Below are 24,378 nucleotides of genomic sequence, written 5' to 3' on the forward strand. Positions count from 1 at the left end.
TGTTGCTCCTAGGTATAGGGATGGATCGTTGGGCTTACCCGGCTGATCTGATCGAGCTGTTTACTTGAAGCGTCAACCGAGCTTCGTGTCTAGTATAAACATGCATATGCATCCTTTATTCCAACTTCCCGGAACATTTTGGGAAAACTTTGAGTTCTACTAGCGGTAGAAGATTTCAGATCGCCCCGCATCTTTGAGAAACTGGTAAACATGCCCCAAGCAACTGTCCATCTGCTTCGCCATGGCGAGGTCCATAACCCCGATGGCGTCCTGTATGGTCGGCTGCCTGAATTCCACCTCTCCGAGCGCGGCCGGGAGATGGCCCGCATGCTGGCCGAGCACTTTGTGGTGCGCGCAGACCAGGGCGCCAGGATTGTCCATTTAGTGGCGTCGCCGTTGACGCGTGCCCAGGAAACCGCCATGCCCACGTCCGAGGCTTTGGGGCTGCCCATCACCACGGATCCGCGGATCATCGAGGCGGAAAACCACTTTGAGGGCCTCCACCCAACGCGGAGCGAGTTCCTCAAGCCCAAGCACTGGTACTACTTCCGCAACCCCCTGCGGCCCTCCTGGGGCGAGCCCTACAAGGAGCAGGCAGCGCGCGTCATCGCCGCTGTGCAGGATGCCCGGCTCAAGGCCATCGAACTCGGCGGCGATGGAGCCGAAGCCATCATGGTCAGCCACCAATTGCCTATCTGGGCAACCCGGCTCTCAGCCGAAGGCCGCCGGCTGGCCCACGATCCGCGAAAGCGTGAGTGCACTTTGGCCTCGCTTACCTCCCTGGTTTTCGACGACGACGGCAAGGTGGCCCGCGTGGACTACAGCGAGCCTGCCGCTGTCCTCCTGCCCGGTGCCGCCAGCACCCCGGGAGCGTGAAAGGGAACCGTGGATAAGAAGAACGTCTCGCGCCGCGGCGCGCTCACTGCCGGTGGGGTCCTCCTTGCAGGGCTCACCATGGGACTCTCGGCCTGCGCCCAGCCGGACTCCCTGGCGGACCAGGCCCGCAAGGGAGACAACAAGAACTATGTTGCAGGCGACGGATCCGTCACCGAGTTCGCAAAGGCGGACCGCAGCGCTCCCGTGGCCCTCAAAGGTACCCTTTTCAACGGAACAACCGTGACCCCGGATGTCCTCAAGGGCAAAGTCACCGTCTTGAACTTCTGGTTCGCTGCCTGCGCCCCCTGCCGTGTGGAAGCTCCGCAGTTGGAAGCCCTCCACCAGGAATTCAAGGACCAGGGCGTGCAGTTCTTCGGCGTCAACCTTCGAGACGAGAAGGCAACCGCCGAAGCTTTCGACAAGACCTTCAACCTGACGTACCCGAGCTTCAACGACAAGGATGGCGCGGTCCTCCTGTCGGTGTCCGGCATTGTTCCTCCGAACGCCGTTCCCACCACGCTTGTCCTCGACAAGGAAGGCAAAGTTGCCTCCCGCGTGCTCGGCGAGATTGAAAAGAGCACCCTCAAGGCCCTCATCACGTCCGCAGTGGCCGAGTAGTACCCATGAACAGTCCCTTTGCCGAGACCATCCTCAACGGATCATTGCTCCTGGCCGTGCCAGTGGCCTTGTTGGCGGGGCTCGTTTCCTTCCTCTCTCCGTGCGTCCTCCCGCTGGTGCCCGGTTATCTTGGCTACGTCACCGGGTTGAGCGGGGTTGACCTCCAGAAGCAGCGGCGGGGCCGCATGCTGGTGGGCATTGGCCTGTTCGTCCTTGGTTTCTCGGTGATTTTCGTTTTGCTGGGCGGCGCCTTCGGCCAACTGGGCACGCTGCTTACGGGACCGCAGAACGCCTGGATCACGCAGTTGCTGGGCGTCCTGGTGATCATCATGGGCATCGTCTTCATGGGCGGGTTCGCGTGGTTCCAACGCGACGCCAAGATCCACGCCAAACCGCCCGCCGGCCTGTGGGGCGCTCCTCTGCTGGGGCTGACGTTCGGGCTGGGTTGGGCGCCGTGCATTGGGCCGACGTACTCCGCAGTGCAGTTGCTGAGCATGTCCGGGGGATCCTCGGCTGCGAAGGGCGCGCTGTTGGCGTTCGTGTACAGCTTGGGACTGGGGGTGCCCTTCCTGCTGATTGCCCTGGCCGTCCGCCGCGGCATGGGCGTGATGTCCTTCTTCCGTACACACCGCCTGGCGATCCAGCGGGTAGGCGGCGGCATTTTGATTCTGCTCGGCATCCTGATGGCCACCGGCGTGTGGGGCCACTGGGTGACCGAGTTGCAGTACTGGTTCCAAACCGATGTGAAGTTGCCGATCTGATGAGCGAGTCCGTGAAATCCAAGAAGAACGCCGCCAAAGGCAGTGACACAGGCCTGACCACAGGCAACCCCGGCGAGGACAAGCTGAAAAAGGCCAAGTCCGATGCCGCACTGCCCACCCTGGGCATCCTGGGCATGCTCCGGTGGGCCTGGACCCAGCTCACCAGCATGCGGACCGCGCTGTTCCTCCTGCTCCTGCTGGCCATTGCGGCAGTGCCGGGTTCGCTGTTTCCGCAGCGTCCGGCCAACCCGGTCACCGTCACGGACTGGATCAAGAACAACCCCACCTTCGGGCCTTTCCTTGATGCCCTCCAGATGTTCGACGTGTACTCGTCGGCGTGGTTCTCGGCCATCTACCTCCTGCTTTTCATCTCGCTGATCGGTTGCGTCACTCCGCGTGCCATTGCGCATTACAAGGCGATGAAGTCACAGCCGCCGCGCACGCCCAAGCGTTTGTCCCGGCTGCCGGAGTACGGCACCCTGGCGCTGCCCGCCGACGCCGGGATCCCGGCGTCGAAGGCCATCACCGATGCCGCCGGGCTGCTCAAGAAGCGCGGCTACCGGGTTGAGGTGCGGGACGCCGACGGCGCGCTGCCGAGCGTCGGTGCCGAGCGCGGCTTCATGAAGGAAGTCGGCAACCTGGTATTCCACACCTCGCTGATCGGCGTGCTGGTCTCCGTGGCCATCGGCGGCCTGTTCGGCTACAGCGGCCAGCGGATCCTGGTGGAGGGTGAAACGTTCGTCAACACCTTGGTGGGCTACGACCAGTTCTCGCCGGGTACCAACTTCCAAAGCGCCTGGCTGCAGCCGTACTCGGTCCGGTTGGACAAGTTCCAGGCGACCTTCGACAGGGAATCGCCCAACAAAACCGGCCAGCCGATCGACTACACGGCCGAGGTGACCACCAAGGAAAACCCTGATGCCCCGGAGCAAAAGGAAGTGCTGAAGGTCAACGACCCCATTTCCTTGGGCGGGACAAGCCTGTACCTCACGGGCAACGGCTATGCGCCGGTGGTCACTGTCCGCGACGGTGACGGCAATATCGCCTTCCAGGGCCCGGTCACTGCGAAGGTCCAGGGCGCCAACTACTACTCATCGGTGGTCATCAAGGTCCCGGACGGCAAGCCGGACCAGCTCGGCTTCAACGGGTTCTTCCTGCCCACGGCCTTCGAAACCGAGCAGGGAATCTCGTTCAGCGCGGACCCGGCACTGGCCAACCCGCAGTTGAACCTGGACTCCTATTTTGGAGACCTGGGCCTGGACAAGGGCACGCCCCAGAACGTCTTTGAGCTGGACGTGAAGGACCTGACGCAGCTGAACGGCCGGAAACTCGAGGCCGGCGGCATTGTCCTGGCGTTGGGCCAGACGGCCACGCTGCCCGAGGGCAAGGGAAGCATCACTTTTGACAGTGTCAAGAAGTACGTGGGCGTGGACATCCACCACAACCCCGGTCAGTTGTACGCCCTGATCTTCGGCCTGCTTGCGGTGGGCGGCCTTGTCTTGTCCCTGTACGTGGGACGCCGCCGCGTCTGGGTCCGCACCGGAACCCACCAGGACGGCCGGACCATGGTGGAATACGGCCTGCTGGCACGCGGTGAGGACCACCGCCTTGCCGGGGAGGCCGCCGCGTTGCGCGAACTCTTCGCCCGGGAATGGCGGGTGGCCGACACCACCGAATCTTCCCACTCCGTCTCTTCCCCAACCCCGAAGGACCAGTAATGCCCGCTATCAACGAAACCCTGGGCCAGTACAGCGAGCTGTTCATGCTGCTGGCCGCCGGCACGTACACTGTGGCGTTCATCGCGTTTGCGTGGGACCTGGCGAAGAGCAGCAAGACGCTCCGGGCCGTCGACCTGAAGGCGGCCGCCAGCGCCACCGCCGGGAAAGTGGCCGTCGCCGCCGGGCGGGTGGGCCTGGGTGCTTCGGACACTGCCGGACCGGCAGACCGCGGCGAGCGTCCGACGTCGGGCACTACCGTTACGGAAGCCACTGCGGCAGGCGACATGAAGTATGGCGGCGAACGACGCGCACCTGCGCGCGTCGCCGTCGCCTTGTCCATCCTTGGCGTGCTGATCCATGCCGCCGGCGTTGTGACGCGTGCGCTCGGCGCGGGCCGCGTGCCGTGGGGCAACATGTACGAGTTCCTCACCACCGGTGCGTTCGTGGCCGTGGCCGTGTTCCTGATCGCCTTGATCCGGCGCGACCTGCGCTTCCTTGGCACGTTCGTGATCGGCCTGGCCATCATCATGCTGGTTGCCGCTTCGGTGGCTTTCTGGACTCCCGTTGGCCACCTGGTGCCGGCCTTGCAGAGCTACTGGCTGATCATCCACGTCTCCATCGCGGTGTTGTCGTCAGCACTCTTCACCCTGACGTTCGCCATGTCGGCGCTGCAGCTGCTGCAGTCGTACCGCCAGAAGAACCTTGCCGCGGGCCGTCGGGACAACCTTGCCTTCATGAGGGTGGTCCCCAACGCGCTGAGCCTTGAGAACCTGTCCTACCGCATCAACACGGTGGCTTTCGTGGGCTGGACGTTCACCCTCATGTTTGGCGCGATCTGGGCCGAAAAGGCGTGGGGACGCTTCTGGGGCTGGGATCCCAAGGAGGTCTGGACGTTCGTGATCTGGGTTGTCTACGCCGGTTACCTGCACGCCCGCGCCACCCGGGGATGGACCGGAACCCGGGCGGCCTGGCTGTCGATTGTGGGCTACGCCTGCGTGATCATCAACTTCACCCTGGTGAACACGGTCTTCAACGGATTGCACTCCTACTCCGGGCTGTAGGCCTTCCAGTGGCCTGAACTGGGCTTTCTCCATCGAGTCGACTATCACTTGGAGAGAGCCCGGCAGGAACCCGAAATTAAGCTGTCGCCTGTCAAAGGCAAGTGTTACCTTATGTGGACCCCGCTTGTGATGAAGACCGCATGCGCCATGCCATGTTCTTTTTCGAGGTAACCATGAGCTATGTTCTCGCCATTGACGTCGGGACAAGTTTTACCGCGGCAGCCGTGCTCAGGCCCGGCCAGGGCTCCACCAGCGCGCCGGAAGTGCTCCCCCTGGGACTCCACGGAAGCGCCGTGCCCTCCGTCCTCTACTACGCGGAGGACGGCCGGGTCCTTGTGGGCGAAGCGGCCGAGCGGCGCGGCCTGGACGATCCCCGGCGCATGGTCCGGGAGTTCAAACGACGCATCGGTGACTCCGTTCCCCTGTCAGTGGGGGACGGCTGGCTGGCACCGGAGGACGTTTTCGCGGCCCTGGCCCGGTGGGTAGTGGCCAAGGCCGAAGAGCGCGAGGGCGGTCCAGCCTCCTCGATCGTCATGACGCACCCGGCTTCCTGGGGCCACCACCGGACATCCGTGGTTCTGGCGGCGCTCAACCTGGCGGGCCTGGGGGACATCCGCCTCATCAGCGAGCCGGAGGCCGCAGCCCTCCACTACGCCTCGCAAACCAGGGTGGAGGACGGCAGCACCATCGCGGTGTACGACCTCGGCGGGGGCACTTTCGATACCGCGATTCTCCGCAAGGCCGGAGCCAACCGGTTCGAACTGATCGGCCATCCGGACGGCATTGAAACCTTGGGCGGCGCCGATTTCGACGCCGCTGTTTTGCGTCACGTGGTGGCGCATCTGGGAGACGCCGTCCAAGCCCTGGACGCGGACGATCCTGCAACCCTTTCGGCGTTGTCCCGGCTCAAGAGGGAATGCCGTGAAGCCAAGGAAGCGCTCTCCCTGGACAGCGAAACCAGCATTTCCGTTGCGCTTCCGGGCACGCAGCAGGCCATCCGGCTGGTCCGGTCCGAGTTCGAGGCGATGATCGAGCCGCAGGTCCAGGACACTCTGGATGCCCTGGGGCGGAGCCTGCAGGCCGTCCACGTGGAACCTGAGGATTTGACGGCCGTTCTCTTGATCGGTGGATCGTCGCGTATCCCGTTGGTGGCCGAGTTGGTTTCAGCGGAGCTTGAACGGCCCGTCGCGGTTGATGCCGATCCGAAGTCGTCCATTTGCCTCGGCGCGGCGCTTTCGGCCAGCCCGGCGCTTTCGGCCGGCCCGGCGCTTTCGGCGAGCCCGGCCCTTTCCGGCGGCTCCGCAGCACTGACGGCGGCTGGCCAACCCGCGGACAGTGAGGCTGCCGCCGCTGGTTTGACCGCCCTGGCTGGCCACCACACCCGGGGCGTGGGCCCGGTGGCGCGTCCCGGCGTCGGGCATGGACGGACGGCACTGTCCGCGCTCAAGCAGGCGGCAGCGGGCACGTCGAGAGCAGGGCGGCACGCGCCGCGCTCCCGGATGAGGATGACGGCTGCCGCTGCTGCCGCCGCCACTGTGCTGACGATCGTCACCGCCACTGCGGCCCAAACTCCGGAGGGTGCGGGGTTGTTGTCCGTGTTCGCGGCCCAAGGATCCGACGTGATGCGCGACGGCGGCACGAAGGCGGGCGGGGGACAGGCCGCTGGCGCCCCGGGCACGAAAGCCGGGGAAGCGCCCGCCGCAGGCCAGGCCGGCAGGGGTTTGGACGCTTCCGTCAGGACGGGCACGGCCCGGACCGCCACCGGAACCGGGCAGAAGGGGGCTGCGCCGAACGGTGGTCCGGCGGCCGGCAGCGGAGGGACCCCAGCTGCCGGAAACGGGCCGGCCGCTCCGGCACCGGGTACGCCGGGCGCCTCCACACCCGGGACGCCTACGTCCGCGCCTGCTCCAGGCACCGTCACACCGGTGCCGACCCCCACCGGGGTCGCTGCGAGTGGGCCGGCTCCAGAGCCCACCACCACCCCAACCCAACCACCTGTGACTACTCCGGCCGACCCGCCACCCACCACCGTGCCGGACCCCACCACTCCCGCACCCGAGCCGACAACCCAAGCACCGCCATCTGCGCCGCCCGCGACCCAGGACCCCGTACCTTCGGAACCCGTCACGGAACAGGCACCCCCGCCAACTCCAACCGCGACGATCCCGGGCGAAACTCCTGCTCCGACCGCGGTGGCTTAGGCGATGACGGAACAGGACCATACTGAGGCAACCCCGGGGCGCGGGCGTGGCCTTGAAGGCACGACGGCGGCCGTCCGGGAGTTGCTCCTGGCGTTGGCAGTCGGATTCACCTTGCCATCGCCATTGCCTGCTTCCCTGAAACGACGCCAGGACCTGGAGCACCTCAGGGAAACTGCCACGGAAGCGGGGCTTTTGCTTCCGGACGGTTCCTTGGTGGGGACGGCACACCATGCGCTCCTGAACGGCACCCCGGACGCCATCATCCATGCGCTGCAGCGGGAGCTGGTGGACTGCTACCGTGCCGATGGCCGGCCGTTGGGCGGGCTGGCCCGGGAATTTGCCCGGAGTGGACTGCGGCACCCCCAGGTAGCAGCAGAGCTCGAAGAAGCGGCCGAGGAAGCGCTCGAGTCCGATCCCGGTTTGGCCTCCACGCTGTTTGCGGAATCCTTGCTGTCCGGAGCCAAGGAACTGCCCAAGGCAGCGCGGCGTGCACAGGCAGCCGCGGCCACCGGAGACCTTGACGCCGCGGGCCGCCTGGTGGACCGCTTGCTGGCCCTGCCCGAACCGCCGGAGCTTGCTTTGGGCGTCGACGTGGCCGCCGCCGTATGGGCCGAGCGGGGAATGCTGTCCCGCAGTGCCGATACATACCGTTGGCTGGGTCCTGAACGGATGGGCACCTCAGCCCCGCTGGCCGCCTTGGCAATGATCGGCTCCGGCGACATGGCGGGCGCGCACGGCGTCCTGGCAGATGGCGGGTCCATGGGGTCGCCCACGCTTTTGGCTGTGGCGTTATCCCTCATGGGGGACGGCCTGAGCCGAACATTGGAATCCTCGCCGGAGCTGGGACTCTCGGAGCTGATCCGGGCCTCGGACATGATGAACGCGGCGGGCGTCGCTGCTCCGATGCCCGAGATACCGGCCGTCCTGGCCGCACTGTGCGCCCTGCATAGCGGCGAGCCGGCGGTGGCGGACACCGTGGTGAGGGCCGCCCTGGCCGCCTCCCAGGGTGGCGATACCGCCAGGCCGCGGTTATTCCTGCTGCAGGCGTGGTGCGCCATGCAACAGGACAACCCGGACGACGCCAGGCTTGCCATCAACGAGGCCGTCAAAGCCAACCCTTGGGATCTCGCGCCGAGGGACCGGTTCCTTCGAGCCGCCCTTGAGCTTGGCCTCGCGCGGCGAAGCGGCGAAGTCCATCAACTGGTCCTGGCCTGGGACCACGCCCGTGAAGCCATGATGCACGTCTCCGTGGACCTCTACAGCCTGCTGCCGTGGGGCGAAGTGCTCATTACCGCTGCCCGACTGCGCGAAACGGGTCGCGTGGCCCACTACCTGCAGGGCGCTTGGGAGCTGCTGGACCGTCTGGAGAGCCCGGTGCTGTGGTCTGTCCCGTTGCACTGGGCTGCCGTCCAGGCGGCGCTGTTGGGCGAGAACCCGGCAGAGTTGGCCCCGCACGCCACGGCGCTGGTGCGCGCCTCCGGGCACAGCCACTACGCGGCCATGTTGGCCGCTGGGGGCAAAGCCTGGGTCTCGGTCCTCGCCGGGCGCTTCGTGGCGTCCGACGTCGAAACAGCGGCCCGCGGGTTGGCCGCCGTCGGGATGCCATGGGAAGGGGCCCGGCTGGCAGGTCACGCGGCCGCACGGGCCGATGAGCGCCGGGACATGGTGAAGCTGCTGGCGTGCGCCCGGGACATCCATCCCCAAGGAAGCGCCGCGCAACCGGAAGCCCACCAGGATCCACCTGCGGGCATAGGGGCCCCCGAAACGGCCGAGGCTTCCGGACTGAGTGCGCGCGAGACGGAAGTTGCCAGGCTTGTGCTGGAGGGCAAGACCTACCGGGAAATCGGCGATGCGATCTACATTTCGCCCAGGACTGCCGAGCACCATGTGGCCCGCATGCGGCGGCGTTTGGGGGCGGAGAACCGCTCGGAACTCCTGGTCCGGCTGCGCTTGGCGTTGGGCGACGCGCACCCACCCCACGCATGACCCCCTCCACCCCCTAACGGGCCGGCGCCGGATCCCCTAACGCGGGCGCCGTCGGTAGGGGGACCGCCCCCGATGCCCCCGCCGTCCCCCTGGCCATAGCTTGAAGGCAAGCCCGGCAAAGGCGCCGGGCGTTCTCCACCCAACACAGAATGTGAGGGAGCGTTCCCATGCCAACACTTGCACAACAGCTCGTCCAGTTCCTGATGAGCCTGTTCAACAACCCGGAAGCCGCAGAGGACTTTGTCCGCGACCCGGAAGCCGCCCTTTCCGCCGCCGGACTTGGGCATGTTTCCTCCGCCGATGTGGATGCCGTCCGGCCCGTGGTCCTGGACTACGCTCCGATCAACGCGCGTTCGTCGTTCGACCGTGAGTACAACACCGGCGGCAACCACGCCACCACGGGCGGGGGCGGGGCAGCGGGACATCCTGCTCCGCAGCACAACGGCGGCAACGGTAACACCGGTGGTTGGGATGATCACGACGACGATCATGGTCACGGTGGTGGCGGTGGCGGTGGTCGGGATGATCACGACGACGATCACGGCCACGGTGGTGGCGGTGGCGGTTGGGATGGCCACGACGACGATCACGGCCACGGTGGTGGCGGTGGCGGTGGAGACTGGGACGACCACGCCCACGCCGTGCAGCAGCTCGTCCACGTGGTGAACAACTACTCCTACACCACCAACATCGATGACCGCGACACGATCAACGACCAGTCCGTCAACCAGAACATCTGGGCCAACGGCGATGTCAACCAGATGTTCAACCAGGAGGCCGTCATCGCCTCGGGCGACGGCGCCATTGCGGCCGGCGACGACGTGAAGGACTCGGGCAACACCACCACGACGACCACTACCACCACCACGACGAACACCGACAACTCCGATGACCACTCGCTGAACATCACCAACGGCGACGGGGAAGTCAACGTGGGCAACACGGACATCGACGTCAGGGACTCGTTCAACGACAACTCGGACCACTCGGTGACCAAGGACTCGTACAACACGGACGATTCCTACAACACCGATGTTGACCTGGACGTGGATATCAGGGACTCCTTCAACGAGGACAACTCCACGACGACGGACAACTCCGACCACTCGACCAACGATTCGTACAACGACAACTCCGATAACTCGGACAACTCCGTGGACAACTCCGACAACTCGACGAACGTTGCCATTGCGGACTCGTTCAACGACAACTCGGATAATTCGATCAACGATTCGTACAACGACAACTCGGTCACCGACAACAGCGACAACTCGGACAACTCGACGAATGTCGCCGATTCCTTCAACGGCAACGGATCGGGTAACACGGACAACTCGGTGAATGACTCGTTCAACGGGAACACGGATAACTCGGTCAACGACTCGATCGTCGTGGCGGACAACGAGCTCGACGTGGATTACACCAACATCGAGGACAACACCGTCATTGCGGACAACGAGCTCGACGTCGAGTACAACGACATTGACGATTCGCTGGTGGTGGCCAAGAACGACGTGGACATCGACTGACAAAGGAGTTGATTGCGGCGTAAGTACAGACCGGAAGCAATCCCCAGCAGTGCCCGGCAGGCGGGAAACCACCTGCCGGGCATTTCGCCGGTTCTGAAGATGAAGGTTCGGGAGCAGAGGAGCAACTGTGGCGGGAACGGAACGCATGGCCGCCCTGGTGGAACAGGGCATGGAACTGGCGGGGGAGAGGAACGACCTTCGCCGACGCCTGGAGCAAACCCGCGGGCGGTTGCGTGATCCGAGCGTCCGGGTGATCGTTGTTGGTGAGTTCAAGCAAGGCAAGAGCAAGCTCATCAACGCCCTGGTCAATGCTCCGGTATGCCCGGTGGATGACGACATCGCCACCTCGGTTCCCACGGTGGTCAAGCACGGCGATCCCGCGTCCGCTGCAGTCCTGGTCCCCAAGGACACTCCGGGCCAGGGGGACACGCCGTCACTGGAAAATCCTCCCGGTGATCCGCAGCTGGAGCGCCGCCCGGTGGACATCAACCAGCTCGCAGCCTACGTCTCGGAAGCCGGGAACCCCGGGAATACCAAGAACCTGGTTGCGGCTGAGGTGGCGTTGCCCCGGCAGCTCCTTGCCGGTGGATTGACGATTGTGGACTCCCCGGGCGTGGGCGGATTGGGATCCTCGCATACCCTGACCACGTTGACGGCCCTTCCCTCGGCCCACGCGGTGGTGTTCGTTTCCGATGCCTCCCAGGAATACACCGAGCCGGAAATCAGGTTCCTTCGGCAAGCCATGCGGGTCAGCCCGAACGTTTTGTGCGTCCTCTCGAAGACCGACCTCTACCCGGCCTGGCGGCAGATCGCAGAGCTCGACCGCCAGCATCTCTCCGACGTCGCACCGGAGATGACGCTGCTGCCTGTCTCCTCCGAACTGCGACTCCAGGCCGCACGCCTGCAGGACAGGGAGCTGAACGAGGAGTCCGGGTTTCCCGCGTTGATCGCCTACCTGCGGGACACCATCGAAGGGCGGGCGGCAGCAATCCGGCAGAAATCCGTGCAGCACGACCTCGTGTCCGTTACCGAGCACCTGAGGCTCTCCTTGCAGTCCGAGCTCGCAGCCTTGGAAAACCCGGACGGCACGCCCCAAATGATCGCTGACCTGGAAACCGCAAAGCAGGAAGCAGATGCCCTGCGCAAGCGTTCGGCCCGCTGGCAGACCACCCTGAACGATGGGATCGGGGATCTCATCGCGGACATGGAATACGACCTCCGGGACCGGTTGAGGCGTATCCAACGCGAGGCGGAGAACGCCATCGACCAAGGCGACCCGGGACCCGCCTGGGAACAGTTCTCCCTCTGGCTGGAACAAAGCGCCGCGACCGCCGTCTCCGACACCTTCGTCTGGACCAGCGAACGGGCCCAATGGCTCGCCAACCAGGTCGCTGAACACTTCTCCGAGGAAGAAGTGGCCCTTCCGCTGACCCAGGTGGCCGATACTGGCGGAGTCCTGGATCCCGTGAGCGAGATGCCCACCATGGAGGACGGAAGGATGGCCCCGCTCCAGAAGGTGCTGATCGGAATGCGCGGTTCTTACGGCGGCGTGCTGATGTTCGGCCTCCTGACAGGCATCTTCGGCATGGCCCTGATCAATCCCCTGTCCGTGGGTGCCGGACTCCTGCTGGGCCGCAAGGCGTACCGGGAAGAGAAGGAAGCGCGCCTCAAACGCCGCCAGGCAGAGGCCAAAGCGCTGGTCCGCAAACAGGTTGACGACGTCGTGTTCCAAGTGGGGAAGCAGCTCAAGGACAGGCTGCGCCTGGTTCAGCGGGCCACCAGGGACCATTTCACCGAGATCGCGGACGAACACCACCGTTCCCTGACGGATTCGGTGGCGGCAGCCCAGAAAGCCGCTGCGACGTTCGCCGTCGAGCGGGACCTGCGCATCAAGGACATCCGGTTCCAGCTCAAGAAGGTGGACGCGCTGGCCCAGGCCGCGGCTGCGCTCCAGGACGGGGTCTCACCCAGTGCCCAACCGTCCGCTGTCAGGGCGGGATGAAGGCCATGGAGGACTCCGGCATCGCCGAAGCTGCCGGGCTCCTCGTCAAAGCCCGGGAGGTCTTCCATGGAGATCCCGGCGCCATGGCCGTGCTGGACGAGCTCGACGAAAGGCTCTCCGGGCCACTGCGCATTGCCGTGGCAGGGATGGTCAAAGCCGGAAAGTCCACCCTCCTCAATGCGATCATCGGAGAGGAAATCGCGCCAACCGATGCAGGAGAGTGCACCAGGATCGTCACGTGGTACCGGCACGGACCCACACCGCGTGTCACCCTCTTCCCAGTGCACGGTGAACCGCGTCCGTTGCCGGTGACCCGGGAGGACGGACGCCTTATGTTCCCCTTGGGCGGCATCAAGGCCGAAGACGTGGTGCGCCTGGTGGTGGATTGGCCGGCAGCTAGCCTGAAGAACCTGACCCTGATCGACACCCCCGGAATCGCGTCACTCTCCCAGGATGTTTCAGGCCGGTCAATGGCTTTCCTGCTGCCCGAAGACGCGCCCTCAGCCGCCGACGCCGTCATCTATCTCATGCGCCACATGCATGCCTCGGATGTGCGGTTCCTGGAATCGTTCAGGGACAAAGCGGCGGGGCAATCGGGGACCGTCAACGCGCTTGCCGTGTTGTCCAGGGCGGATGAGATCGGCGCCGGGAGGATCGACTCCCTGATTTCCGCCGCAGTGATCGCCGACCGCTACAGCCGCGACGGGAACCTGAAACCCCTGGCGCTCGGCGTCGTACCGGTTGCGGGCCTGCTGGCGCAGAGTTCCCGGACCATGCGGCAAAGCGACTATGAGGCATTGGTGTCTCTCGCAGGCCTTGGGAAGCCCGCATGGGAACGGATCATGCTGTCCGCGGACCGCTTTGTCCGGGCCACTGAGCCCACCGGAATCGCAGCGGAAACCAGGGTTTCGCTCATTGAACGCTTCGGTCTCTTCGGCATCAGGCTGGGCGTTGCCCTGGTTCGGGGCGGGCTCGACGATCCAACCGCACTGGCCCACGAGCTGGCCCGGCGGAGCGGTCTGGGCCAACTGCTCCAAAGCATCGCCTCGTTGTTCCAAACCCGTGCCGAGGCCCTCAAGGCGCGCGCCGCCGTCGTGGGTTTGGAAGCATTGCTGCGAAACCCAGCCCCGGAAGACGCAACGTCACTGGTGACGGCGTTGGAGCGGCTCCAGGCGGGAGCGCACGAGTTCAGGGAACTCAGGCTGCTGGCAGCCCTCCGGACCAGCGGCGTGGGGCTCGCCCCGGATGCAGCGGCCGAGGCCGAACGCCTGGTGGGTGGATCCGGGACGGGAGCTGCGCTGAGACTGGGCCTCCCTGACGATTCAGGCGAAGACAGTGTCAGCGACGTTGCCCGGGCGTGCCTGGACCGCTGGCGTGCGATCGCGGAGAACCCGCTGACGGCACCGGCTGCCGTGGGCGCATGCCGCGTGGTGATCCGCAGTTGCGAAGGGATGCTCGCGGCGATTCCGGCCAGACGATGAACGCCCTCGCCTAGCCGCGTCCCCCTCGATTCGGGGTCACCGGCGGGGCCGTCCGTCCACGACGGAGCCACGCCGACACCGACGGCAGGAACAAGAGGATGAGGCCGGCCGCGGCGAGGATGTACTGCGCTGCGAGCAAGAAGGTTGCCAGCACTCCGTCGGCGCCGGGAGCGATGACGAAGTCGGCGATCACCACCGTCACTACAGCGTGCAACAGGACCACGGGAGCAAGCGCCCACCGCGCCCACCCGCGGTGCCGGAAGACGACGGCCAGCAGGATGGCTTCCATGGCTGTCACCAGCGCGAGCATGCCCAGGCTGCCGAGGAACACGACGGCGGTGGCACCGTCGAGTGCCTTGGCGTCCCCGTCCGGGACCATCCCACCGATGACGCCCTTGAGGCGTTCGAAATGAGCGTTGCGGCCCAGGAAATCCGTCAGGATGACGCCGAAGCCCGCCAGGAAGCTGGCCAGCCACAGGGTCCGGGCCCAACGGGCGGGGCCGGGCGGGCGCACGGCGACCGCAATCGGTGGGGGTGCCGAAACGGACACGCCTGGGCGTGGCGGTGGTGCTGGGGTGTTCAGAGGTGGCCCGCTGAGAGGCGTCCCGGTTTGTGCTTGGAGAGACCGCGATTCATCAGCTTGTTGGGCCATGTTCCCTACTTCAGTTCGTCTGTGTCAGGGCTTTGTGAATCCTTGAGCTTGCGCTCCTTGGCCTCGAGGTCGGCTTTGAGCTTCTTGAGCCGCTCTTCTTCAGCCTGGTTCCGGCGTCGGGCTTCCAGGTTACGCAGGAATTCGGGGTCGTCGTCCGGAGCCGTGGGGTAGCTGCGGACCGGCTTGGCTGAGGGCCTTCCGTAGGGGCGGCCGAAAATGAACCAAAGAATGGCACCCAGCACCGGGAGAACGATCATCACCACGATCCAGGCCGGCTTGGAAATGCCGCGCGTGCTTCGGCTGTCAGTGCGAATGACATCGATAAGGGCGTACACGAACACAACCAGGACGACGACGACGCCAACAACGCGGAGCATGCACCAAGTCTAGTCGCCGAAAGCCGTTCGCTGGATCCCTCATGGAGGCCGTGATCAGAGTGCAACCATCCGGGCGGCTAAACTTGGATGGTGGCTTTCCTGAAGTATTCCCTGATCCGTTTGGCGCTCTTCGTGCCGTTGTTCGTGCTTTTCTACTTTTTGGGGACGGGTGCGATCCTGGCTGTGGTCTGTGCCGGCGTGATCGCCTTCGCCATCAGCTATCTGTTTTTCCAGAAGCAGCGGGATGCCGCAACAGGGGCCATGCGTGAGCGTTTCTCCGGCCGGGCCAAGCCGCTGCGCTCCGCCGGCGAAGTGGACGACGCCGCTGCCGAGGACTCCCTGGTGGAACAAAACCCGGACGTTGCCATCAACAATGACAAGCGCCCGGGTTCCGTCTAGGGACCTTCCGGCTGGATTCAGATCCGCGTCAGGATCAGCCCCAGCGAGAACAGCAGACTGTAGCCGAGGTTGATCAGGCCCGTCTGCTTCAGTACCGGGATAAGGCTCTTGCGCTTCTTCCCGTTGACCATGAGCCAGGCCGGCATGAGGCAGGCCGGGATCAGCAGCAGCACGATCAGCATCCACGGCTTGGTGGGTGCCAGCACCACCACCAACAGGATGGCTACGCCGAGCATCAGCACGTAGCTTTCACGCGCGTGCCTGTCACCCAAACGCACCGCCAGGGTCCGCTTCCCGGCGGCGGTGTCCGTGGGGATGTCCCGGACATTGTTGGCCATGAGCAGCGCGCAGGCGATGAGCCCGGTGCCGATCGCTCCGATCACCGCCGCCAGGCTGACCTGCCCTGCCTGCGTGTACGTGGTTCCCAGTGTTGCCACGAGCCCGAAGAACACGAAGACGAAGACGTCGCCCAGTCCGAGGTAGCCGTACGGGTTCTTGCCACCGGTGTAGCCCCACGCCGCCAGGACGCAGCCGATACCTACCAGGATGAGCCACCACGTCTGGGTGATGATCACCAGGATAAGGCCGCACACCATGGCCAAGCCGAAGAGGCCGAACGCAGCCCACTTCACGTGTTCCGGCTTGGCCACGCCGGAGCCCACCAGGCGCAGCGGCCCCACGCGGTCCTCGTCGGTGCCGCGGATGCCGTCGGAGTAGTCGTTGGCGTAGTTGACGCCGATCTGGAGCAACAGGGCAACGAGTGCCGCCAGGATCGCGTTGGGCAGCCGGAAAGCATGGAGTTCGAAGGCCGCAGCCGAGCCGATCAGGACCGGCGCAATCGCTGCGGGCAGTGTGCGGAGCCGGGCTCCTTGAATCCATTGTGCAGCTGTCGCCACGTGCAGTACCTCGTGTGTTGGGGGTTGATCTTCAGTCAGGTTCGTTAAAGGCAGAACCTGTCTATTGTCCCTGATGCAGGGCTTCGAGCTGTTCGATCATGGCCAGCCTGTCCGGCTTTCCGTTGGGGAGCATGGGCAGTTCGCTGACCGCAAGCACGGTTTTCGGGGCCAAAACACCCAGTGCGGCCTCGCGCTTTGCAGTGAATCCGCGGATGCCCTCGCGTGTTGGATCCGCCACGGCCACCACCGCAGCTACGGCCTGTCCCCACTCGCGCGACGGGACGCCTGCCACGAAAGCCGCCGTCACGCCGTCGAGCCCTTCCAGCTTTTCCTGGATGTACGCGGCGGAAGCCTTGACCCCGCCGGTGATGATGACGTCGTCGGCGCGGCCCAGGACGGTGAGCTTGCCCTCCGGCGACATCTCGCCCAGGTCGCCGGTGACGTACCAGCGGGTGTCGTCGTCCTCGAAGAAGGCCTCGGGGCCGTTCTCGAGGTAGCCGGCCGCGACCGTGGCGCCGCCCAGCAGGATGCGTCCCTCCAGTTCGCCCTCGCCAAGGCGGATTTCGACGCCGTCCAGCGGCTCGCCGTCGTACACGCAGCCGCCGCACGTCTCGGCCGAGCCGTATGTGGTGACGACGTTGAGCCCTTCCGCGTGTGCCGCGGCGAGGAGCTCGGCCGATGCCGGTGCGCCACCCAACAGGATCGCGTTGAACCGGCGCAGGACCGCGAGGGTTTCCGGGGCGGGGGAGTCCAGGAGACGCTGCAACTGGGTGGGTACCAAGGACGTGAAACGGATCTTGTCCGTGAGCTCTTCCGCGGCCGCCGTGAAGGCTTCAGGGGTGAAACCGTTCGACTGGTCCATCACCCACGGACGGGTTCCGGCGTACAGGGACCGGACCAGAACCTGGACACCGGCCACGTACTGCAGCGGCAGCGCCAAGAGCCACTGCCCCTCACCGCGCAGCGCCACGGCCGCACCCACCGACGACGCCGCGAGGGCATCGATGGTGAGGACGGTTGCCTTGGGAGTCCCGGTGGAACCGGAGGTGCGGACCACCACTGCGGCGTCCTCGACGCCGGTTTCCACGGGAACCGCGCTCGGCCGGCCCGCTTCATCCGTGACGATCTCGACGGCGGGACCCTCGCCTTGGAGGGCAGCGGCCAGTGCTTTGAGGATCGGATCAATGTCCAAGGGAGGTCCTAGAAGTAGTAGGGGAAGTTGGACCAGTCGGGATCGCGCTTCTGGAGGAACGCTTCCTTGCCCTCCACGGCTTCGTCCGTCATGTAGGCCAGGCGCGTTGCTTCGCCGGCGAAGACCTGTTGGCCGGCCAGTCCATCGTCCGCGAGGTTGAACGCGAACTTGAGCATGCGGATGGCCTGGGGTGACTGCCGGGCGATGTCCGCGGCGTACTCCAACGCGACTTCTTCAAGGCGCTCGTGGTCCACAGCCTCGTTGACGGCGCCCATGCGGACCATGTCCTCGGCGGAGTATTCGCGGGCCAGGAAGAAGATCTCGCGCGCGGCCTTCTGCCCGATCTGGCGGGCCAGCAGCGCGGAGCCGTAACCGGCGTCGAAACTTCCCACCGTGGCGTCGGTCTGCTTGAACTTGCCGTGCTCGCGGGAGGCGATGGTGAGGTCGCTGACCACGTGCAGCGAGTGACCGCCACCCGCCGCCCAACCATTGACGACGGCGATGACCACCTTGGGCATGGTCCGCATCAGGCGCTGTACTTCCAGGATGTGGAGGCGGCCCGCGCGGGCTGGATCGATGGATTCCTGCGTCTCGCCGTCTGCGTAGCGGTAGCCGTCCCGCCCGCGGATCCGCTGGTCGCCGCCGGAACAGAACGAATGGCCGCCGTCCTTTGCGGAAGGCCCGTTGCCCGTGAGCAGTACGGTGGCGACGTCCGGGGTCATGCGGGCATGGTCCATGGCGCGGTAGAGCTCGTCCACCGTGCCGGGACGAAAGGCGTTGCGGACCTCGGGCCTGTTGAAGGCGATGCGGACCGTGGGGAGGTCTTTGACTCCGTCAGCCGTCCGCTCAACCTGCCGGTGGTACGTCATGTCCTTGAAGTCATCGAAGCCGGAAACGGTGCGCCAGCGCGTGGGGTCAAAGACGTCGGAAACCTTGGCAGGGAGTTGGTTGTTCACAGACCGAGTCTAGTCAGTTGGGAAGGAGCTCCGCGGGGACCGCGTAGATCAGGACCACGGCGAGCAGGTTCTTGGCGGCGTGGACCAGGTAGGAGAACATCAGGTTCTTGCCTGTCCACACGTACACGCCCACCAGGACCACGGCCATGCCCAGGTAGGGTGCCAACGCGGACAGCTCAAGGCCCTCCCTGCCAATGGTGTGGATCGAAGCGAACACCACAGTCGACACAATGCAGCAGATCCAGATGTTGACGTACTGGGACAACTTCCCGATCAGCAGGTGCCGGAACAGGTACTCCTCAACGAACGGGCCAAGGAGCACCAACAGGGGAACCATGAGCCAGGCGGGCACGTGCTGCAGCAGGCCCTGGATGCCCATTTGGTTCTCTGAACTCTGCGCGCCACCCAGTGCTGCAACCAGGATCGCCGTCATGATCAGCATGACCACCACGGCCAGGGGGACCATGCCCAGCGTGAACCACGGCCGGGTGCCCAGGATCCGGAAGTCCCGCCCCACCACGCGCCAGGCCGAAGCCAGCGCGAAGATTCCGACGGCGGCATAGAAGACCGCGTTCACGGCATAGGACGCCGTGGCCGGCTCCGGGAAAAACTGCAGCATGAGCCGTTCCACCGACGCGCCGGCAAAGGTGAAGTAGGCAGTGAAGCCCACATAGGCCACGACGGCGGCAGCATCAAGGATGTTGAACCGGTACAGCCTGGTTTGCGTCGAAAGGGAGCCCATGTGACCAGCCTATCTTTGCCATCCACGACTTGACTGGACAGCGTCCGCCCGGGCAGGCTGGAGCGATGGAGTCCTAACAGCAGCCCCTTCTTCCGGCTGCCTTCCCAGTGCCCACATGGCGTTCGGCCATTAACTGCGGACCTGCAAGGACATCTCTTGACCCATCATCTTCACCTTTCCGGCGTTTCCCACGGCTACGGGGACCGCGAACTTTTCACGTCCGTCGATGTGGTGGTCCACCACGGTGAACATCTTGCTGTCGTTGGCGAAAACGGCGCGGGCAAGTCCACGCTGTTGCGCCTGCTGGCCGGTGAGGAAACGCCCGACGGCGGCACGGCCGGCCCGTTGGGCACCGGCGGGTACCGCGTGGGTTACCTCGCACAGACCCACGGACTTCCCTCCCATTTGACGGTGGCGGATGCCATCGACACCTCCCTCTCCTCGCTGCGGTCCTTGGAAGCCCGGATGGCGGACTTGGAGGAGAACCTGGCCGCGGCGGACCAGGAGTCCATGGACCTCTACGGGCAGCTCAGCACCGAGTACCAGCTCCGGGAGGGGTACGCCGCCGAATCCCGCGTGGACGCAGCGCTGGACAAGCTGGGGCTGGGAGGCGTGGACCGGCGTCGGACGCTTTCCTCCCTGTCCGGAGGCGAACAGGAACGGGTGGCACTGGCCTGTTTGCTGGCCGACCCGGCCGATGCCCTGCTACTCGACGAGCCCACCAACCATCTGGACGCCGCCGGAACCGAGTGGCTGGAGTCCCGGCTGACCGCCCACCGGGGGACCGTCGTCGTGATTTCGCATGACCGGGTCCTGTTGCGGAAGCTGGCCACCACCGTGATCGAAGTGGATGCCGACCGTCGCTCAGTGACGCGGTACGGCAACGGCTACGAGGGATACCTGGGCGAGAAGGCGGCTGAGCGTGCCCGATGGGTGCAGCAGTACGACGCGTGGATTGACGCCATGGCCGCAGAGAAACGGCAGGCCGCGACGGTGGCGGACGGCATGGGGTATGGCCGCAGTCGCGACAACGACAAGATGGCGTTCGGTGTGAAAACCGGCACGTGGGAAAGGGCCGCGGCAAGCAAGGTCCGCAATGCCAACGAGCGGCTCCGGCGGCTGGAAGAGAATCCTGTTGAACGGCCGCCCGAACCTTTGGCATTGGCAGCCTCGCTTGACGGGCTCGACGGTGCCATTGAGGCATCCGGTGTTGCCGTTCCCGGACGCCTCGAGCCGACGTCCCTCCGGGTTTCGGCCGGCGACAAAATGCTCCTGACCGGGCCAAACGGGGCTGGGAAGTCAACCTTGCTGTCCGTGCTCGCGGGGGATTCCGAAGACTACGCGGGCGAGGTGCGACGTGTGGGCACCGTGGGCTATCTGCGGCAGGAACTGGACATCCCGGCCAAACCAGGGCTCCGGCTTCTCCCGGCATTTGCGGCTGGGCTGGGCGGGAACATCGACGAGCATGCCGAGGCTTTGCTTCGACTGGGGCTCTTCCGGCCCGCCGAGTTCCACGTTCCGGTGGGGAGCCTCTCTGCGGGACAGCAACGGCGCCTTGCGTTGGCCCGACTGCTCCTGGGCGGCTTCGACACCCTGGTCCTGGACGAACCCACCAACCACTTGGCGCCGGTGCTCGTGGAACAACTCGAGGAGGCGATCGCGGGTTTTGGCGGCACCGTGCTGATCGTGAGCCATGACCGTGCGCTGGGCAAATGGTTCGATGGCTGCGCGTTGGCCGGAGGCGGGAACTGGGTGCGTCGGCGGATGGTGGACGGGACCCTCCTCTAGCAACGCGGGGTCGCTTAGGGCCTATGTTGCGCTGCCGGATGGGCCATGAGTGACCCCGCGTTGCTCGCCGACGGCAAGGGTTTGTTGCCTGCGTCACGAGCTCCGCGTCATATGCCGTAAGATGGACGGGTTGCCCGAACGTTCGGCGTTCTGCGGTCTGCGTCACACAGAGGATTCCTCAACGAGGAAAAATCCGAATTTTGTGTGCCGGATCGGCCCCTGCTCCGGCACCGGCGCAACCACAACAGCAATACCCCAACCCACAAGGAACAGCTGTGCCGCAAAGTACTCCCACAGATCTCCAGAGCCCCAAGGCGTCATCCGCCGGCGGGAGCTCCACCCTCAGTGCCGAGGGTTACCAGAAGACCCTGAGCCGCCGTCACGTGACCATGATCGCGATGGGCGGCGCGATCGGCGTCGGTCTCTTCATGGGTGCCGGTGGCCGCCTGGCCTCCACGGGTCCGGCCCTGATCTTCTCCTACGCCATTGCCGGCGTCATCGCCTACCTGCTGATGCGCGCGCTCGGCGAACTGATCATGTACCGGCAGACGTCCGGTTCGTTCGTGAGCTACGCCGGTGAAATGTTCGGCAAGAAGGGCGCCTACCTGTCCGGGTGGATGTACTTCATCAATTGGGCCATGACCGGTATCGCGGAGCTGATCGCGATCGGCCTGTACTTCCAGTTCTTCTTCCCGAACGTGCCCGTGGAACTGTCCGCCATCGCAGCGCTGGTGCTGTTGGTGGCCGTGAACCTGTTCAGCGTCAAGGCATTCGGTGAATTCGAGTTCTGGGCTTCCTGCCTGAAGGTCGCCGCTATCGTGATCTTCCTGGCCGTGGGCACCTTCATGGTGGTCACCAACGCCCAGGTCGGCGCGGGCCATGCTTCCGTGGGCAACCTCTTCCACGATGAAGGCGGCATGTTCCCCAAGGGCGGCCTGGTGATGATCCTGGTCCTGAATGCCGTGATCTTCGCCTACAACGCCATCGAGCTCGTCGGTATTACCGCTGGCGAGATGGAGAATCCGGAACGTGAAGTGCCCAAGGCGATCCGCGCCGTCGTGATCCGCATTGTTGTCTTCTACGTCGGTTCAGTGACCCTGCTCGCCATGCTGCTGCCGTCCGACCAGTACAAGGCCGGCACCTCGCCGTTCGTCACCGTGTTCGGGCAGATGGGCCTGGGCTGGATGGGCGATGTGATGAACATGATCGTTATCACCGCAGCGCTGTCTTCCTGCAACTCGGGCTTGTACTCGATCGGCCGGATCTTCCGCACCATGGCCAACAACGGGCACGCCCCGCAATGGCTGACCAAGATGTCCACCCGCCACGTGCCGTATGCGGCCATCCTGGCGATCGGCGGCGTCTACCTCGTCGGCATCCTGCTCAACATCTGGCTGGGCGGTTCCCACGCGTTCGACCTCGCCCTCAACACGGCCTCCATCGGCGTGATCTTCACGTGGGGTTCGATCTTCGCGAGCCAGATCGCGCTGCGGAAGAAACGCGGGAAGGTGTCCTCCCTGCCGATGCCCGGTTCGCCGTGGACCAGTTGGTTGGGCCTCATTGCCCTGCTGGCCATTACGGTGCTGATCGGCTTCGACACCGTCACGGACAAGGCCACCGGCGATGTGTTCCTGTTGGGCCTCTGGACCCTCGCGACCATCCCGTTCTTCGCTGTGGTCCTCTGGCTCGGCTGGCAGAAGGTCAAGAACAACCAGCCCAAGAGCGAGCTGTTCAGCTAGGTCCTTTTCAAATGCTCGACGGCGGGTGCCTCCTTTGCGGAGGCGCCCGCCGTTTCGCGTTGCGTGGCCGCTCTGTCGCGTTGTGTGGCCTGCTCTGCGCGCTGTATCAGGGGAATGGGGCGCACAGCGGGCCTCACAACGGACGATCGGTCAGGGAACCCGGGCGGCGTGGGCCTTGCTTGGGAAATGGGGCGCACAGCGGGCCTCACAGCGGATGATCAGTTGGGAGTGTCAGTGCCCGGGTCTAGGCTCGATGTATGGATCACACCACCTCCCTGACCCAGCACGTCAACGCCAGCCCGGAGAAAGTCTGGGCCGTCATTTCCGACATCCCGGGTTCTGCCGGAACCATCTCCGGAATCGACGCCATCCAGATGCTCACGGACGGTCCCTACGGCGAAGGGACCCGGTGGAAAGAGACCCGCACCATGATGGGTCGCCAGGAAACCGTGGAGATGTGGGTGTCCCACACGGACCCGCCCCGCAGCACCACCGTCAAGGCCCTCCAAGGCGGCGCGGATTACACCACGCGCTTCGCCCTGAACGGGCGGGACGGCGGCACGGACATCACCCTGACGTTCGGTGCGGAGATCCTCAAACCCACCTTGCTGAGCAAGATCACCATGGCGCTGTTCGGGAAGATTGGCATGAGCGTCACGCGCAAGGCCCTGGCCAAAGACCTCGCCGAGATCGCTGCGAAGGCGGAATCCCTCTGATGGCGGCGGCGAAGGTGGCGGCCCCCAAGATTTCGCCGGTGCGGTTGGAAGAACTGCGCGACGACGACGCCCCGGACTTCCAGCGTGGTGAAAGGTACGACGGCGTCCGGCTCACCCGCGTTTCGGCGGACGGCGAGGAGCTCAGCGGCGCCGACTTCATCGAGTGTGAGTTCAACAGCGTCTCCTTCAATGAGGCCCAGCTTCGTGGTGCGACGTTCCGGGAGTGCATCCTGTCCGAGCCCTTTGCCCCGGTCTTTCCAGCGGCGCGGACTTCCTGGCAGGACGTGGAGATCACCAACCCGCGCTGGGGTTCGGCCGAACTTTATGAGGGCACTTGGCGCTCTGTCCGAATCGACGGCGGCAAGCTCGACTATGTGAACCTCCGCGGCTCCAAGCTGATGGATGTCCAGATTTCGGATTGCATCATCAATGAACTGGACCTCGGGGGCGTGACGGGCACGCGCGTTGCCTTGAAGAACTGCACCATCGGCTCGTTGGACGTCACCGGCGCAAAGCTGAAGGACGTGGATCTTCGCACCTCGGAATTCCGCGGAATCAACGGCCTTGGCGGACTTTCAGGCGTGGTGATCGATGACTACCAGCTGAGCCTTCTTGCGCCTCTTCTAGCCGGGCACTTGGGGATCCGGGTGGTCTGATTCGCCAGTGGGACGGTCGGGCACGGCAGCTT

Annotated in this window: 21 protein-coding genes; 15 read left to right on the plus strand and 6 right to left on the minus strand. The window is 65.2% G+C overall.

Annotation, left to right across the window (positions count from 1 at the left end; translation table 11 throughout):
* Positions 1-210 precede the first annotated feature (210 nt).
* From ACIQT2_RS15915 to ACIQT2_RS15960, 10 genes are all read left to right on the plus strand, one after another.
* The gene (locus ACIQT2_RS15915; protein WP_397325586.1) at positions 211-876 is read left to right on the plus strand and encodes a histidine phosphatase family protein; all 666 of its coding nucleotides are present in this window, start codon (positions 211-213) and stop codon (positions 874-876) included.
* Between the two features lie 78 nt (positions 877-954).
* Positions 955-1,494 (plus strand): TlpA family protein disulfide reductase, encoded by a 540-nt coding sequence (locus ACIQT2_RS15920; RefSeq protein WP_400337184.1) that lies wholly within the window; start codon positions 955-957, stop codon positions 1,492-1,494.
* Between the two features lie 5 nt (positions 1,495-1,499).
* On the plus strand, positions 1,500-2,255 hold the full coding sequence (locus ACIQT2_RS15925) for a cytochrome c biogenesis CcdA family protein (protein ID WP_400337131.1): 756 nt from the start codon (positions 1,500-1,502) through the stop codon (positions 2,253-2,255).
* Positions 2,255-3,973, plus strand: a complete 1,719-nt coding sequence (locus ACIQT2_RS15930) for a cytochrome c biogenesis protein ResB (RefSeq protein WP_402948246.1) — start codon at positions 2,255-2,257, stop codon at positions 3,971-3,973. The genes ACIQT2_RS15925 and ACIQT2_RS15930 overlap by 1 nt, the downstream gene beginning before the upstream one ends.
* Positions 3,973-5,034: a c-type cytochrome biogenesis protein CcsB gene (gene ccsB, locus ACIQT2_RS15935; RefSeq protein WP_400337135.1), complete on the plus strand. Its 1,062-nt coding sequence runs from the start codon at positions 3,973-3,975 to the stop codon at positions 5,032-5,034. The genes ACIQT2_RS15930 and ccsB overlap by 1 nt, the downstream gene beginning before the upstream one ends.
* Before the next feature lie 140 nt (positions 5,035-5,174).
* Entirely contained in the window at positions 5,175-7,235 is a 2,061-nt protein-coding gene (locus ACIQT2_RS15940) for an Hsp70 family protein (RefSeq protein ID WP_402948249.1), read from the plus strand.
* 3 nt (positions 7,236-7,238) lie between these two features.
* On the plus strand, positions 7,239-9,221 hold the full coding sequence (locus ACIQT2_RS15945; RefSeq protein WP_402948251.1) for a LuxR C-terminal-related transcriptional regulator: 1,983 nt from the start codon (positions 7,239-7,241) through the stop codon (positions 9,219-9,221).
* Positions 9,222-9,388: 167 nt separating this feature from the next.
* Complete coding sequence (locus ACIQT2_RS15950; protein ID WP_402948254.1) at positions 9,389-10,750, plus strand: IniB N-terminal domain-containing protein; 1,362 nt, start codon at positions 9,389-9,391, stop codon at positions 10,748-10,750.
* Positions 10,751-10,895: 145 nt separating this feature from the next.
* Positions 10,896-12,752, plus strand: a complete 1,857-nt coding sequence (locus ACIQT2_RS15955) for a dynamin family protein (protein ID WP_402948463.1) — start codon at positions 10,896-10,898, stop codon at positions 12,750-12,752.
* A gap of 5 nt (positions 12,753-12,757) precedes the next feature.
* Positions 12,758-14,233 carry a dynamin family protein gene (locus ACIQT2_RS15960; protein ID WP_402948466.1) on the plus strand — a complete coding sequence of 492 codons (1,476 nt, stop codon included), beginning with the start codon at positions 12,758-12,760 and terminating at the stop codon, positions 14,231-14,233.
* Between the two features lie 10 nt (positions 14,234-14,243).
* Here ACIQT2_RS15960 and ACIQT2_RS15965 read toward each other — a convergent pair whose 3' ends face one another.
* On the minus strand, positions 14,244-14,747 hold the full coding sequence (locus ACIQT2_RS15965; RefSeq protein WP_402948257.1) for a hypothetical protein: 504 nt from the start codon (positions 14,745-14,747) through the stop codon (positions 14,244-14,246).
* A gap of 143 nt (positions 14,748-14,890) precedes the next feature.
* Complete coding sequence (locus tag ACIQT2_RS15970) at positions 14,891-15,262, minus strand: PLD nuclease N-terminal domain-containing protein (protein ID WP_400337145.1); 372 nt, start codon at positions 15,260-15,262, stop codon at positions 14,891-14,893.
* A gap of 87 nt (positions 15,263-15,349) precedes the next feature.
* On the opposite strand from ACIQT2_RS15970, the gene ACIQT2_RS15975 reads away from it, so the two are divergent.
* Positions 15,350-15,661: a DUF4229 domain-containing protein gene (locus ACIQT2_RS15975; protein ID WP_402948259.1), complete on the plus strand. Its 312-nt coding sequence runs from the start codon at positions 15,350-15,352 to the stop codon at positions 15,659-15,661.
* 17 nt (positions 15,662-15,678) lie between these two features.
* Here ACIQT2_RS15975 and ACIQT2_RS15980 read toward each other — a convergent pair whose 3' ends face one another.
* The 4 genes from ACIQT2_RS15980 to ACIQT2_RS15995 form a co-directional block, all read right to left on the minus strand.
* Positions 15,679-16,557, minus strand: a complete 879-nt coding sequence (locus ACIQT2_RS15980) for a 1,4-dihydroxy-2-naphthoate polyprenyltransferase (protein WP_400272011.1) — start codon at positions 16,555-16,557, stop codon at positions 15,679-15,681.
* A 61-nt stretch (positions 16,558-16,618) separates the two neighbouring features.
* Positions 16,619-17,749 (minus strand): AMP-binding protein, encoded by a 1,131-nt coding sequence (locus tag ACIQT2_RS15985; protein ID WP_402948263.1) that lies wholly within the window; start codon positions 17,747-17,749, stop codon positions 16,619-16,621.
* A gap of 8 nt (positions 17,750-17,757) precedes the next feature.
* On the minus strand, positions 17,758-18,705 hold the full coding sequence (locus tag ACIQT2_RS15990; protein ID WP_402948266.1) for a 1,4-dihydroxy-2-naphthoyl-CoA synthase: 948 nt from the start codon (positions 18,703-18,705) through the stop codon (positions 17,758-17,760).
* A 13-nt stretch (positions 18,706-18,718) separates the two neighbouring features.
* Positions 18,719-19,447 (minus strand): lysostaphin resistance A-like protein, encoded by a 729-nt coding sequence (locus ACIQT2_RS15995; RefSeq protein WP_402948269.1) that lies wholly within the window; start codon positions 19,445-19,447, stop codon positions 18,719-18,721.
* A gap of 156 nt (positions 19,448-19,603) precedes the next feature.
* Between ACIQT2_RS15995 and ACIQT2_RS16000 the strand changes: the two genes are divergently transcribed.
* From ACIQT2_RS16000 to ACIQT2_RS16015, 4 genes are all read left to right on the plus strand, one after another.
* Positions 19,604-21,235 carry an ABC-F family ATP-binding cassette domain-containing protein gene (locus tag ACIQT2_RS16000; protein WP_402948272.1) on the plus strand — a complete coding sequence of 544 codons (1,632 nt, stop codon included), beginning with the start codon at positions 19,604-19,606 and terminating at the stop codon, positions 21,233-21,235.
* Positions 21,236-21,510: 275 nt separating this feature from the next.
* Entirely contained in the window at positions 21,511-22,974 is a 1,464-nt protein-coding gene (locus ACIQT2_RS16005) for an amino acid permease (RefSeq protein ID WP_402948275.1), read from the plus strand.
* A 257-nt stretch (positions 22,975-23,231) separates the two neighbouring features.
* Positions 23,232-23,690 carry an SRPBCC family protein gene (locus ACIQT2_RS16010; RefSeq protein WP_402948278.1) on the plus strand — a complete coding sequence of 153 codons (459 nt, stop codon included), beginning with the start codon at positions 23,232-23,234 and terminating at the stop codon, positions 23,688-23,690.
* On the plus strand, positions 23,690-24,346 hold the full coding sequence (locus tag ACIQT2_RS16015) for a pentapeptide repeat-containing protein (protein ID WP_402948280.1): 657 nt from the start codon (positions 23,690-23,692) through the stop codon (positions 24,344-24,346). Before ACIQT2_RS16010 ends, ACIQT2_RS16015 begins: the two co-directional genes overlap by 1 nt.
* Positions 24,347-24,378: the final 32 nt, after the last annotated feature.

The organism is Paenarthrobacter sp. NPDC090522 (genome assembly GCF_044769225.1).
Lineage (GTDB): Bacteria > Actinomycetota > Actinomycetes > Actinomycetales > Micrococcaceae > Arthrobacter.